Source organism: Micromonospora sp. NPDC003776, from assembly GCF_053605645.1.
On record NZ_JBSGJR010000152.1, the window covers coordinates 1 to 12,453 of the forward strand.

15 protein-coding genes are annotated in these 12,453 nt (G+C 72.7%); 1 reads left to right on the forward strand and 14 read right to left on the reverse strand.

What is annotated here, in order from left to right:
* The 11 genes from ACWEVO_RS15035 to proS all read right to left on the reverse strand — a co-directional run.
* Window positions 1-701: ribonuclease HII (locus tag ACWEVO_RS15035; RefSeq protein ID WP_452308106.1), on the reverse strand; the 701-nt coding region annotated here is incomplete at its 3' end.
* Entirely contained in the window at window positions 695-1,171 is a 477-nt protein-coding gene (locus ACWEVO_RS15040; RefSeq protein ID WP_452308107.1) for an NUDIX hydrolase, read from the reverse strand. The genes ACWEVO_RS15040 and ACWEVO_RS15035, both read right to left, overlap by 7 nt.
* A 48-nt stretch (window positions 1,172-1,219) precedes the next feature.
* Window positions 1,220-1,852: a signal peptidase I gene (gene lepB, locus ACWEVO_RS15045; RefSeq protein WP_452308108.1), complete on the reverse strand. Its 633-nt coding sequence runs from the start codon at window positions 1,850-1,852 to the stop codon at window positions 1,220-1,222.
* Window positions 1,849-2,730, reverse strand: a complete 882-nt coding sequence (gene lepB, locus ACWEVO_RS15050) for a signal peptidase I (protein ID WP_452308109.1) — start codon at window positions 2,728-2,730, stop codon at window positions 1,849-1,851. The genes lepB (ACWEVO_RS15045) and lepB (ACWEVO_RS15050) overlap by 4 nt, the downstream gene beginning before the upstream one ends.
* A gap of 169 nt (window positions 2,731-2,899) precedes the next feature.
* Entirely contained in the window at window positions 2,900-3,259 is a 360-nt protein-coding gene (rplS, locus tag ACWEVO_RS15055) for a 50S ribosomal protein L19 (RefSeq protein WP_107077631.1), read from the reverse strand.
* Window positions 3,260-3,430: 171 nt separating this feature from the next.
* Entirely contained in the window at window positions 3,431-4,219 is a 789-nt protein-coding gene (trmD, locus tag ACWEVO_RS15060) for a tRNA (guanosine(37)-N1)-methyltransferase TrmD (RefSeq protein ID WP_452308110.1), read from the reverse strand.
* 18 nt (window positions 4,220-4,237) lie between these two features.
* Window positions 4,238-4,777 carry a ribosome maturation factor RimM gene (gene rimM / locus ACWEVO_RS15065; RefSeq protein WP_452308111.1) on the reverse strand — a complete coding sequence of 180 codons (540 nt, stop codon included), beginning with the start codon at window positions 4,775-4,777 and terminating at the stop codon, window positions 4,238-4,240.
* Window positions 4,777-5,037: an RNA-binding protein gene (locus tag ACWEVO_RS15070; protein ID WP_187399607.1), complete on the reverse strand. Its 261-nt coding sequence runs from the start codon at window positions 5,035-5,037 to the stop codon at window positions 4,777-4,779. The genes rimM and ACWEVO_RS15070 overlap by 1 nt, the downstream gene beginning before the upstream one ends.
* Window positions 5,012-5,470, reverse strand: coding sequence for a 30S ribosomal protein S16 (gene rpsP / locus ACWEVO_RS15075; protein ID WP_452308112.1), 459 nt, complete (start codon window positions 5,468-5,470; stop codon window positions 5,012-5,014). The genes ACWEVO_RS15070 and rpsP overlap by 26 nt, the downstream gene beginning before the upstream one ends.
* A gap of 239 nt (window positions 5,471-5,709) precedes the next feature.
* Window positions 5,710-6,357 carry a DUF402 domain-containing protein gene (locus ACWEVO_RS15080; protein WP_452308114.1) on the reverse strand — a complete coding sequence of 216 codons (648 nt, stop codon included), beginning with the start codon at window positions 6,355-6,357 and terminating at the stop codon, window positions 5,710-5,712.
* A 73-nt stretch (window positions 6,358-6,430) separates the two neighbouring features.
* Window positions 6,431-7,837: a proline--tRNA ligase gene (gene proS, locus ACWEVO_RS15085; protein ID WP_452308115.1), complete on the reverse strand. Its 1,407-nt coding sequence runs from the start codon at window positions 7,835-7,837 to the stop codon at window positions 6,431-6,433.
* Between the two features lie 92 nt (window positions 7,838-7,929).
* On the opposite strand from proS, the gene ACWEVO_RS15090 reads away from it, so the two are divergent.
* A complete protein-coding gene (locus tag ACWEVO_RS15090) occupies window positions 7,930-8,574 on the forward strand; it encodes a TetR family transcriptional regulator (RefSeq protein ID WP_452308116.1) in 645 nt (214 codons plus the stop codon).
* A 127-nt stretch (window positions 8,575-8,701) separates the two neighbouring features.
* Here the strand turns inward: ACWEVO_RS15090 and ACWEVO_RS15095 are convergent, their stop codons facing one another.
* From ACWEVO_RS15095 to ACWEVO_RS15105, 3 genes are all read right to left on the reverse strand, one after another.
* Window positions 8,702-9,781 (reverse strand): amidohydrolase family protein, encoded by a 1,080-nt coding sequence (locus tag ACWEVO_RS15095; protein WP_452308117.1) that lies wholly within the window; start codon window positions 9,779-9,781, stop codon window positions 8,702-8,704.
* A 105-nt stretch (window positions 9,782-9,886) separates the two neighbouring features.
* Window positions 9,887-11,440, reverse strand: a complete 1,554-nt coding sequence (gene ffh / locus ACWEVO_RS15100; protein WP_452308118.1) for a signal recognition particle protein — start codon at window positions 11,438-11,440, stop codon at window positions 9,887-9,889.
* Window positions 11,441-11,669: 229 nt separating this feature from the next.
* A complete protein-coding gene (locus ACWEVO_RS15105) occupies window positions 11,670-12,326 on the reverse strand; it encodes a response regulator transcription factor (protein ID WP_452308119.1) in 657 nt (218 codons plus the stop codon).
* Window positions 12,327-12,453: the final 127 nt, after the last annotated feature.

Consider the following 12,453-nt stretch of genomic DNA (forward strand, 5'->3'; position numbering starts at 1 on the left):
CGGCCGGCGAGGCCGCCGACGCCCGGCCGGCGGGAGCGCGGGGGCGCACCGTCCCGGCCGGAGACGGTCGCCACGTTGACGTACGAGAAGCGGTGCTCCTGGCACGGCCCGAGCGCCCGCAGCGCGGCGGTGTGCTCGGTGGTGATGTAGCCCTTGTGCTCGGCGAAGCCGTAGCCCGGGTACCGCCCGTCCAACTCCACCATGATCCGGTCCCGGGTGACCTTGGCCAGCACGCTCGCCGCCGCCACGCAGGCGGCCACCCGGTCGCCCTTCCAGACCGCGAGCCCCGGCACGTCCAGCCCGTCCACACCGAAGCCGTCGGTCAGCACGTACTCGGGACGGGTGGCGAGCGAGGCGAGCGCCCGGCGCATCGCGGCCAGGTTGCACACGTGCAGCCCGCGCGCGTCCACCTCCTCGGCGGGGATGACCACCACCGCGTACGCCAGGGCCCGGGCCACCACCTCGTCGTAGATCCGCTCCCGGCTGGCCGGGGTGAGCAGCTTCGAGTCGGCCAGCCCCTCGATCTCGCCGCGCCGCCCCTCGGGCAGCACCGCGGCGGCGGCCACGAGCGGGCCGGCGCAGGCGCCCCGGCCGGCCTCGTCGGCCCCGGCCACGTGCCGGAAGCCGCGCCGTTGCAGGGCCCGTTCGAGGGCGTAGAGGCCGGCCTCGCGGCGGACCACGGTACGCGGCGGCGTCAGCACGGCGCACCCCCGGAGGCGGCGGCCAGCGCGGCGGCGAGCCGGTCGGGCAGATCCGGCGGGTAGTACCGCTCGGCGGTCGCGGTCAGCTCGTCGACGGACCACCAGCGGTGGCCGTGCACGCTGGCCCGCTCGACTTCGTCGAACCCGGCCGTGTCGACCTCCCAGGACACCACCCGGACCAGGAAGAACTCCTGCTCCTGGCGGTACCAGACGCCGTCGAACGGGAACTCGACCGTCTCGGCCCAGACCGGCGCGCCCAGCTCCGTCGGCGCGAGCCGCAGGCCGGTCTCCTCGGCCAACTCCCGGGCCGCGCCCTCGGCCGGGGTCTCCCCGGCGTCGAGCCCGCCGCCCGGGGTGAACCAGTAGGCGTGGCCGGGGCGGGCCGGGTCGGTGCCGGCGAAGAGCAGCACCCGGTCGGACGCGTCAACGAGCAGCACCCGGGCCGCGCGACGAGGGGTGTAGACGGTCACCGCCCAAGCCTGCCAGACGCCTCCGACGAACGGCCACGGCCTCCCGGGTCAGGGGTTCGGGATGCCGTCGAACTGCTTCGGCACGGTGAGCCAGGTCGCCCGGTTGACGGGCCAGAAGATCGTGAAGGCCCGGCCGACCACCTGGTCCTCCGGAATGGTGGCCTCGTTGATGTCCTCGCCGGACTGCTGCCAGTGCTCCAGCGAGTCGCCGGAGGCCTCCCGGTGGTCACCCATCACCCAGAGCCGACCCTTCGGCACGGTGATGTCGAAGTCCTGGTCGGCGGGCTTGTTGCCGGGGAAGATGAACGGCTCGTCGATCGGCTTGCCGTTGATGATCAGCCGCTCCTGGGGAGCGCTGCGGTCGCAGCAGACCACGTGGTCGCCCCCGACGCCGATCACCCGCTTGATGAAGTCCTCGCCCTCCGGGTTGCCGCTCCACTCGGTGGGCGCCTTGAAGACGATCACCTCGCCGCGGTGCGGCGAGCGGAAGTCGTAGACCAGCTTGTTGACCAGCACCCGATCGTCGATCTTGAGGGTGTTCTCCATGGACGGGGACGGGATGAAGAAGGTCTGCAGCACGAAGGCACGTACCAGCACTGCGACCAGGATCGCCACGCCCAGGAGAATGGGGAGCTCCTTCCAGAAGGAGCTGCTCGGCTTTTCGGTCTGCTCGTCGATCACGGGAGGAGCCTACGTCCCCGGCCGTGGCGCAGTCGCCCCGAACGCGCGAGAACGGACGCCGCGGCCGTGACGGGGAGGATCAGCACGGCACCGCCCGCCGGGTCCGGATCGACCGGCGCCGGCCCGGCCGGCGCCGCGTTGGGTCGCGGCAGGTTCGTGAAGGTCTTCGGCACCGGCAGCGTCGTCCACCGTTGCTGCGGCCACACGATCATGAAGGCCCGGCCGACCACGTTGTCGATCGGCACCGGGCCCTGGCAGCGGGCGTCCTGGGAGACCAACCGGTGGTCACCCATCACGAAGATCTGCCCCGGCGGTACGACCACCTCGGTGAACTGCCGCGAGCGGCACTCCTTCGGGTTCGGCGGCAGCTCGACCGGCGAGTCCTCGGAGACGTACGCCTGCTCGTCCAGCGGCACGCCGTTGACCACGACCCGGCCGTTGTCACAGCACCACACGTGGTCGCCGGGGACGCCGATCACCCGCTTGATGAAGTCCTTCTCGCCGGGCCGGCTGACCCCGACCAGGTCGCCGAAGGTGCGCGCGACCTTGCCGGCGAAGTTGGTCGGCGGCGCCGGCGCCTCCTGGGCGACCCACTTGTCGGTGCCCCGGAAGACCACCACCTCGCCGCGGACCGGGTCGCGTACGTCGTAGACGACCTTGTTGACCAGCACCCGGTCGCCGATGAGGAGGGTGTTCTCCATCGACCCGGAGGGGATGAAGAAGGCCTGGAGCAGGAAGGTGCGGATCAGCACGGCCAGGCAGAAGGCGACGATCAGGAGGAGGGGCAACTCCTGCCAGAGGGGCATCTGCCGGCGGGTACGCCGGGCCCGCCGGCGCCACGGGTCGACGGTGCCGTCCTCGTCAAGCATCTGCACCATGCCACTCTCCGGTCCGCAGAAACGACACTACCGCCCGGGAGTCCCCTCGGGGACCCCACGGGCGGCAGTGGACCGCTTCGCGCCGTCCGCCCGCGCCCGTACCGACCAGAGTAATGCGATCTGGTCGATACGACATCCGCGCAGGTCAGGCGGCGTGGCGAACGGAAATTCAGCTCGCCGGCTGCTTCTCGCGCAGCTCCTTGATCTTGGCCTTCTTGCCGCGCAGCTCGCGCAGGTAGTAGAGCTTGGCGCGGCGCACGTCACCGCGGGTCACGACCTCGATCCGGTCGAGCGCCGGGCTGTTGAGCGGGTAGGTCCGCTCCACGCCGACACCGAAGCTGACCTTGCGGACCGAGAAGGTCTCGCGCAGGCCGTCACCCTGGCGGCGGATGACGACGCCCTGGAAGATCTGGACCCGGGACCGGTTGCCCTCGACGACCCGCGCGTGCACCTTCACGGTGTCACCGGCGCGGAAGTCGGGGAGGTCGACCCGCTTCGACTGGGCGTCAAGGGCGTCCAGGATGTTCATCGCTGCGTCCTCGTAAGGCTCACGGCGCACCGTCAGTCGATGCGCGGATGGGTGATTCTGACCCCCGGGTGGCAGTCGGCCGACGCCGGCCCCTGGTCGGGGGCCTGCGCTGCCGACCCCGGTCGAGGGTCCTCGCAGCCGGCCACGGCGTGGTCGGATGCGGCAACCCCTCTACTTTGCCACATCCCCCGGCGGCAGCTGAAATCCACCCCGGTCCAACGCCGCCCTGTCCCGCTTGTCCAGGCTCTCCGGGGGCAGCGCGGCGATCAGGTCGGGCCGCCGGGCCGCCGTACGCAGCAGCGACTCGTCGCGCCGCCAGCGGGCGATCCGGCCGTGGTCGCCGGAACGGAGCACCTCCGGCACCTCGTGCCCGCGCCAGCTCGCCGGCTTGGTGTACATCGGCGCCTCCAGCAGCCCGTGGGCGTGCGACTCCTCGTCCAGCGAGCCGGCGTTGCCGAGCACCCCGGGCAGCAGCCGGGTGACCGCCTCCAGGATCACCAGCACCGCCACCTCGCCACCGAAGAGCACGTAGTCGCCGAGGGAGACCTCGGTCACCCGCATCCGGGTCGCGGCGTGGTCGAGCACCCGCTGGTCGATGCCCTCGTACCGGCCGCAGGCGAAGAGCAGGTGCGACTCGGCGGCCAGTTCGTGCGCCATGGCCTGGGTGAACGGCACACCGGCCGGGGACGGGACGAGCAGCCGGGGCAGGGTGTGCCCGTCCGGGCTGAGCTCGTCGGGGGCCAGGGCGTCCAGGGCCTCGCCCCACGGCTCGGGCCGCATCACCATGCCGGGACCGCCGCCGTACGGCGTGTCGTCGACGGTGCGGTGCACGTCGTGGGTCCAGCTCCGCAGGTCGTGCACGGCCAGCCGGAGCGTGCCGTTGGCACGGGCCTTGCCGATCAGCGACAGGTCCAACGGGGCGAAGTACTCGGGGAAGATCGACACGATGTCGACGCGCATGCGGTCGGCTCTCCAGAGCTACAGATCGAGCAGGCCGCCGGGCAGATCGACGACGACGCGACCGCCGGCGAGATCCACCTCGGGCACGATCGCCTTGACGAACGGAATCAGCGCGGTCGGCCCCTCGGGGCGGCGCAGCACCAGCAGGTCGGAGGCGGGGGCGTGATCGATCCGGGCCACCTCGCCGAGCCGCTCCCCGTCCCGGGTGACCACGGCGAGCCCGACCAGCTGGTGGTCGTTGAACTCCTCCGGATCCTCCGGCGGGGCGACCTCCGCGCTGTCCACGCCGACCAGGGTGTTGCGCAGCGCCTCGGCCACGTCGCGGTCCAGCACGCCCTCGAAGGCGACCAGCAGCCGCCCCTGGTGCCAGCGCGCGGACTCGACGGTCAGCTTCTCCGGCACCCGCCAGGCACCAGGCTCGGACGGAACCACGCCCGGCTCGGTAACCAGTACCGAGCCGGGCGCGAACCGCGCTTCGGGCTCATCGGTCCGCACCTCCACGGTGACCTCACCGCGGACGCCGTGCGGCTTACCGATCCGGCCGACGATGAGAAGCATCAGTACGAATCGACGATGTCGACGCGCACCCCGCGCCCACCGATGGAGCCGATCACCTGGCGCAGCGCCTTGGCGGTCCGGCCGGACCGCCCGATCACCGTGCCGAGGTCCTCCGGGTGCACGCGGACCTCGAGCCGCTTGCCCCGACGGGAATCGACCATCCGCACCCGGACGTCGTCCGGGTGGTCGACGATGCCCTTGACCAGGTGCTCCAGGGCGGGACGCAGCGCCATGTCAGGCCTGCTCGCCGGACTCGACACCGGTCTGCTCCTCGGCCCTCGGCGCCTCGGCCTCGGCCGGGGCCTCGGCCTTGGCGGCCTTCTTGGCCGGCTTGGCCGGGGTCTCCGCCAGGCCGGCGGCGGCCTTCGCCTCGGCCTCGTACGCGGCCTGGCGGTCGGCCCGCTCGGGGGCGACCTTCAGCGGCGGCGGGGCGGGCAGGCCCTTGAACTTCTGCCAGTCACCGGTCAGCTCCAGCAGACGCTGCACGGCCTCGCTCGGCTGGGCGCCGACGGACAGCCAGTACTGCACCCGCTCCGACTTGACCTCGATCACCGAAGGGTCCTCCTTCGGCTGGTACACACCGACGAACTCGATCGCGCGACCGTCACGCTTGGTGCGCGAGTCGGCGACGACGATGCGGTACTGCGGGTTGCGGATCTTGCCCATCCGCAGGAGCCGGATCTTTACGGCCACAGTTGTTTCGCTCCTGTTGCGATCTCACCGGCCCGGTACGGGCGGTGTGCGGGTGAGCGCCGACCGGCACAGTGGGGTTTGGGCCGGAGACTGCTCGGTGGACTGGCGGCGTGCCCGGGTTAGAGGGCGCCGGACGCGCGCCGGATACCAGCGACCCATTCTGCCAGATCCGACCCGATCTCTCACACCGGACCCGGACACGTCATCCGGCTCGACCGGGAGGTGACGCGGAACACCCGTCAGCGCACCGGCGGGCGGTCCCAGCCGCGTGGCATTTCGTCCGGTACGTCCCAGTCGGCCGGTGGGGTGAAGTCACACCAGGTGCCGTCGAACGGGAACGCGCCGGCCTCGGCGATCCGGATCACCCGCTCCCCCTCGGCGCGGACCGCCTTCTCGTCCGCCACCCAGTAGTGCTCCGGGAGGGCGAGACGCTCGACGAACTCCTCCTCGTCCTTCCACTCCCAGCTCAGGTCCGGGTACACCACCACGTCGAGGTCCTGGTCCACCATGTCGACGCCGGCCACCGCCCCGTCGTCCCAGCGGACGCCGTGCTCCTCCAGGTTGACGTACCAGTTCGCGAACCGGCCCTGGTGGTCGCGGAACCACCAGACCGAGTGGGCGGCCCCCGCCGGCAGGAACTTCAGCAGCCCCGGTCCCTGCCACGTGACGACGTCCGGGCGGTAGGACAGGCCCACCCACTCGGCGAACGGCATGGCCCGCATGCCCCGGCCGTCGGCGGCCACCTCGTGGGCCACCGGCGAGCCCTCGGCCAGCCACAACAGCAGGCCCCGGTCGTCGTCGAGGACCACCCGGGCCGGCCGGGCCCACCCGATCCGGCCGTGCCGCACGTTCCGGTGCACGATCAGCCGACCCGGTTCGAAGCGCACGTCACCACCCAGGGCTGTTACCAGGGGGCCCCTCCGCTACCGGAGGCGTTAAGAAGGGGCCCTTCCTTACACCTCAGTAGGCGCGGGCGAGGATGGCGACGAGGTCCGGCTCGTCCTCCGAGTCGGGCACCGAGCCGTCGGCCCGCAGCAGGCACCGGACCGTGACGCCCTGGCCGTTCGCCTCCGCCTCGCCCTGGACGCCGACCGCCGACCACGGCACCCGGGCCCAGCCGGTGGCCGCCGCCTCGATCGCCTCGGCCAGGGTCGCGACGTCCGTGGTGCGCGACTGGCGGTTGGCCAGCGCCTGGTCGTGCAGCGCCTGCTGGTCCGCCTCCAGCGCGGCGAGGACCGCGCCGACGACGTCAGCCACCGGGGTCGGGGCCTTCGAGCCGTCCGTACGCCGGACCACGACCGCGTTGCCGGCGGCCAGGTCTCGGGGGCCGACCTCGACGCGGACCGGGTAGCCGCGCAGCTCGGCGTCGACCGCGCGGCGGCCGAACGCGGTGTCGGTCCGGTCGTCCAGCGCGACCCGGACGCCGGCGTCGCGCAGCGCGTCGCGCAGCTTGGCCGCCGCCTCGCCGACCCCCTCGCCGTCCTTGACGATCATCACGTACGCCTGGACCGGCGCCAGCTTCGGCGGCACCCGCAGGCCGTTGTCGTCGCCGTGGCACATGATCAGGCCGCCGAGCATCCGAGTCGAGGTGCCCCAGGAGGTGGTCCAGGCGTGCTCCCGGCCCCCCTCGGCGGAGGAGAAGCTGATGTCGAACGCCTTGGCGAAGTTCTGGCCCAGCTCGTGGCTGGTGCCCATCTGCAGGGCCTTGCCGTCGCCCATCATGCCTTCGCAGGTGTACGTGGCGGTGGCGCCGGCGAACCGCTCCCGGGCGGTCTTGAGGCCGACCACCACCGGGATGCCCAGCACGTTGACCATCAGGTCCTCGTACGCCTCGTGCAGGATCCGCCGGGCGTAGGCGCGGGCGTCCTCGCGGGTGGCGTGCGCGGTGTGCCCCTCCTGCCAGAGGAACTCGCTGGTGCGCAGGAAGATCCGGGGGCGCAGCTCCCAGCGGACCACGTTCGCCCACTGGTTGAGCAGCAGCGGCAGGTCCCGGTACGAGTCGATCCACTTGGCCATGAACTCGCCGATCACCGTCTCGCTGGTGGGGCGGACCACCACCGGCTCGGCGAGCTGCTTGCCACCACCGTGGGTGACCACGGCCAGCTCCGGCGAGAAGCCCTCGACGTGCTCGGCCTCACGCTTGAGGTAGCTCTCCGGGATGAAGAGCGGGAAGTACGCGTTCTCCGCGCCGGCCGCCTTGATCCGGGCGTCCATCTCGGCCTGCATCCGCTCCCAGATGGCGTAGCCGGCCGGTCGGATGACCATGGTGCCCCGCACCGGGCCGTTGTCGGCCAGCTTCGCCTTGGCGATCAGGTCCTGGTACCAGCGGGGGAAGTCCTCCGCACGGGGAGTGAGCACGCGTGCCATGACCGCACATCCTATGCGCCGACCGCGCCCCCGCTGCGCTCGGGCGGCACCCCCGGCCGTGTCGGGCCGGACGACCGTAGACTTCGACCACCATGGGTGAGCTTTCCGCCGACGGCTCCCGCTCGCCGCGCGACACCGGGCGCGCCGAGCCGGAGTCGTCGACGCAGCGACAGCGGCTGCGGGACGCGATCGTGGATGCGGCCCGCGCGCAGACCGTCGCGTCCGGCTGGGACGGCGTCCGGATGGGCGGGGTGGCGACCGCGGCCGGGGTGAGCCGGCAGACCGTCTACAACGAGTTCGGCAGCAAGGCCGGGCTGGCCGAGGCGCTCGCCCGGCGCGAGGTGGACCGGTTCGTCGGCGAGGTCCGCGCGGCGCTCGACGCGCACGGCGCCGACGTGCACGCCGGGGCGTACGCGGCGATCCGGCACACCCTGGCCTCGGCGGCGGACAACCCGCTGATCAAGGCGATCCTGACCAGCGCCCGGGGCGGCTCGGACGAGCTGCTGCCCTACCTGACCACCCGGGCCGGGCTGGTGCTGGCCGAGTCCACGGCCGCGCTGCGGGAATGGGCGGACCGGCACCTGCCCGCCGCCGACCCGGCGGCGCTGGCCTTCGCCGCGGACACCATCGTCCGCCTGGTGGTGAGCCACATCGTGCTCCCCCAGGCCCCCGTCGACGACACCGCCGCCCAACTGGCCGACCTCGCCGTCCACCTCTTCCACACCGCCACCACCTGACCCACCCCGCCCCCACCGTCCCATCGTCCGCCCTGATTCACGGAAAGAGTGGCCATCCGGGGCGCAGTAGGCACTCTTTCCGTGAATCAGCGGCTTCCGAGGGCGGCGGCAGCGGAGGCGGGACGGGTCAGCGCAGGACGCGGCCGCGGAGGACGATGCGCGACGGGGTGCGGACCACGCGCAGGTCGCGGCGCGGGTCCTCGGGGTAGACGACGAGGTCGGCGAGGCCGCCCTCGGCCAGGCCGGGGAAGCCGAGCCACTCCCGGGCCCGCCAGGAGGCGGCGGCGAGCACGTCCTCGGTGGACATGCCGGCCCGCTCGTGCAGCAGCAGCATCTCCTCGGCGGCCAGCCCGTGGTCGATGCCACCGCCGGCGTCGGTGCCGACGTAGATCGGCACCCCGGCCTCGTACGCGGCCCGGACCACCTCGGGGAAGCGGTCGCGCAGGGCCAGCATGTGGTCGGCGTACCCGGGGAACTTGGCGCGGGCCTGGTCGGCGATGCCGCCGAAGGTCTGGATGTTGATCATCGTGGGCACCAGCGCGGTGCCCTGCCGGGCCATCAGGTCGATCAGATCGAGGCTGAGGCCGGTGCCGTGCTCGACCGAGTCCACCCCGGCCCGCACCATGATCTCCACGGCCGTCTCGCTGAAGGTGTGCACGGCGGCGCGTACCCCGGCGGCGTGCGCGGCGGCGACCGCCGCGGTCATGGTGTCCGCGTCCCAGGCCGGCGCCAGATCACCCACGCCCCGGTCGATCCAGTCGCCGACCAGCTTGACCCAGCCGTTGCCGGCCGCGGCCTGCGCGGCGACGGCCGCGGCCACCTCGGCCGCACCGACCTCCACCCCGATGTCGCGCAGGTAGCGCTTGGGCGGGGCGACGTGCCGGCCCGCGCGGGCCAGCCGCGGCAGCTCCGGGTCGTCGTCGAGCTCGGGGTACGGGTACGGCGAGCCGGCGTCCCGGATGGCCAGTACGCCGGCGTCCCGGTCGACACGGGCCAGCTCCCGAGCCTCGTCGAGGGCGGTGATCGGGGCGCCACCCCGGGCGATGCCGATGTGGCAGTGGGCGTCGGTCAGGCCGGGCAGCACGTAGCCGCCGTCGGCGACCGTCTCCGCGCCGGGCACCGGTTCGAAGGTGACCCGGTCGCCGACCAGCCAGATGTCCCGGACCTCGTCGTCCGGCAGGAGCACACCGCGCACATGCAGAGCCATGTGCACAGTCCTACCCGATGGCCGGCGCGGGCCGGGAACCGGCCGGACGGTCCCGCTTACGCGACGGGGCCCGGCCGATCCGGCCGGGCCCCGGGGCGTACGCGGTCAGCGGGGGCCCTTGTCCCCGCCCTTGCCGAGCTTGTTGAAGTCGATCTTCGGCAGCTTGAAGCCCGGCGGCAGGCCCTGGCCGCCGGCCAGGTCACCCGGGTCCAGGCCCGGGGGCAGCTGCGGCATGCCGCCCGGGAAGCCCCCCGGCACCCCGGCGCCGGTACGCGGCCGCCCGCCGCCCTTGGTGCCCTTGCGCTTGTTCTTCGGCGACTTGGTCGCCTTGCGCCGGCCCCCGCCGGGCAGGCCCATCATGCCGCCCATCTGCTTCATCATCTTCTGCGCGTCGGCGAAGCGGTTGAGCAGCTGGTTGACGTCCATGACGGTCACGCCGGAGCCGTTGGCGATCCGGGCCCGCCGGGAGCCGTTGATGATCTTCGGGTTGGTGCGCTCGCCCGGGGTCATCGACCGGATGATCGCGGTGACCCGGTCGAAGTGCTTGTCGTCCAGCTCGGCGAGCTGGTCCTTCATCTGCCCCATGCCGGGCATCATGGCCAGCACGTTGGCGATCGGTCCCATCCGCCGGACCGCGATCAGCTGGTCGAGGAAGTCCTCCAGGGTGAACTGCTCGCCGCCCATCAGCTTGGCGGTCATCTTCTCCTTCTGATCGGTGTCGAAGGCCGCCTCGGCCTGCTCGATCAGAGTGAGGACGTCGCCCATGCCGAGGATCCGGCTGGCCATCCGGTCGGGGTGGAAGACGTCGAAGTCCTCCAGCTTCTCGCCGGTGGAGGCGAACAGGATCGGCTGCCCGGTGACCTCCCGGACCGACAGCGCGGCGCCACCGCGGGCGTCGCCGTCGAGCTTGGAGAGGACCACGCCGGTGATGCCGACGCCGTCGCGGAACGCCTCGGCGGTCCGGACGGCGTCCTGGCCGACCATCGCGTCGATGACGAAGATGACCTCGTCGGGCTGGACCGCGTCGCGGATGTCCGCCGCCTGCTGCATCATCTCGGCGTCGATACCGAGCCGGCCGGCGGTGTCGACGATGACGATGTCCCGGGCCGCTCGCTTGGCGTGCTCGATGGAGTCGCGGGCCACCTGCACCGGGTCGCCCACGCCGTTGCCCGGCGCCGGGGCGTACACCTCGACGCCGGCCCGGCCACCGAGCACCTGGAGCTGCCCGACGGCGTTGGGGCGCTGGAGGTCGGCGGCCACCAGCAGCGGCTGGTGCCCCTGGGCCTTGAGGAAGCGCGCGAGCTTGCCGGCGAGGGTGGTCTTACCGGAACCCTGGAGGCCGGCCAGCATGATCACGGTGGGCGGGTGCTTGGCGAACTGGAGCCGCCGCCCCTCGCCGCCGAGGACGTTGATCAACTCCTCGTTGACGATCTTGATGATCTGCTGGGCCGGGTTCAGTGCCTGGGAGACCTCGGCGCCCCGGGCCCGCTCCTTGACGTTCGCGATGAAGCCCTTGACCACTGGCAGGGCGACGTCGGCCTCCAGCAGCGCCATCCGGATCTCGCGGGCGGTGGCGTCGATGTCGGCGTCGGTGAGCCGGCCCTTGCCGCGGAGCTTGGTGAAGATCCCGGAGAGGCGGTCACTCAAGGTGTCAAACACACGAACATCCCGTTTGTCGTTTTCGGCGGGCACAGAGCGGCCGGGCAGGCTGTCCAGCCACCGCTAGGGTAGCCCGCCGCTCGCAGCCCCGCTCCCGGCTGGCCCCGCGCCCGGCGCCCGTCATGATCCACTCAGGGTGCGGCATGGCGGGGTATCCGAGGCCACGGACACCCCGACCTGCCGTAGCCGGAGTCGATCACGGAGGACGACGCGGCGGGGCGGGCGGCCGTCAGGCCTCGACCAGCCCCGACTGGTACGCGAAGACGACCAGTTGGGCGCGGTCACGGGCGGCCAGCTTGACCATGGCCCGGCTGACGTGGGTACGCGCGGTGGCGGGGCTGACCACCAGTCGCTCGGCGATCTCGGCGTTGCTCAACCCCTCGCCGACCAGCCCGACCACCTCCCGTTCCCGGTCGGTGAGGGTGCCGAGCCGGGGGTGCGGCCGGGGCACCCGGGCCGGCCGGGTGGCGAACTCCCGGACCACCCGCCGGGTCACCGACGGGGACAGCAGCGCCTCCCCCTCGGCGACCAGCCGGATCGCCCGGAGCAGCTCGGCCGGGCGGGTGTCCTTGGTCAGGAAGCCGCTGGCGCCGTGCCGGAGCGCGTCGAAGACGTACTCGTCCAGCTCGAAGGTGGTCAGCACGACGACCTTCGTGCCACCGAGCTCCGGGTCGGCGACGATCCGCCGGGTCGCCTCGATCCCGTCCACGCCCGGCATCCGGACGTCCATCAGCACCACGTCGGGACGCTCCCGGCGGGTCAGCTCGACGGCCCGCAGACCGTCGGCCGCCTCCCCCACCACCGTGAGATCGTCCTCGCTCTCCACCAGGGCCCGCAGCCCGATCCGGACCAGGTCCTGGTCGTCCGCGAGCAACACCTTGATCATGTGACCTCCTCGAGGGCGACCGGCAGTGCGGCGTGCACCCGGAAGCCGCCGCCCGGCAGCGGGCCGGCGGTGAACGTGCCGCCCAGCGCGGTGACCCGTTCCCGCATGCCGGCGAGGCCGAACCCGC

What these genes read in the sequence shown, in the direction of transcription:
- ACWEVO_RS15090 (WP_452308116.1), top strand. Translation starts at nt 7,930, where the DNA reads ATGGGTGAGCTTTCCGCCGACGGCTCCCGCTCGCCGCGCGACACCGGG.
- rplS (WP_107077631.1), bottom strand. Translation starts at nt 3,259, where the DNA reads ATGAACATCCTGGACGCCCTTGACGCCCAGTCGAAGCGGGTCGACCTC.
- lepB (WP_452308109.1), bottom strand. Translation starts at nt 2,730, where the DNA reads ATGGTGCAGATGCTTGACGAGGACGGCACCGTCGACCCGTGGCGCCGG.
- ACWEVO_RS15105 (WP_452308119.1), bottom strand. Translation starts at nt 12,326, where the DNA reads ATGATCAAGGTGTTGCTCGCGGACGACCAGGACCTGGTCCGGATCGGG.
- trmD (WP_452308110.1), bottom strand. Translation starts at nt 4,219, where the DNA reads ATGCGCGTCGACATCGTGTCGATCTTCCCCGAGTACTTCGCCCCGTTG.
- proS (WP_452308115.1), bottom strand. Translation starts at nt 7,837, where the DNA reads ATGGCACGCGTGCTCACTCCCCGTGCGGAGGACTTCCCCCGCTGGTAC.
- rimM (WP_452308111.1), bottom strand. Translation starts at nt 4,777, where the DNA reads ATGCTTCTCATCGTCGGCCGGATCGGTAAGCCGCACGGCGTCCGCGGT.
- ACWEVO_RS15095 (WP_452308117.1), bottom strand. Translation starts at nt 9,781, where the DNA reads ATGGCTCTGCATGTGCGCGGTGTGCTCCTGCCGGACGACGAGGTCCGG.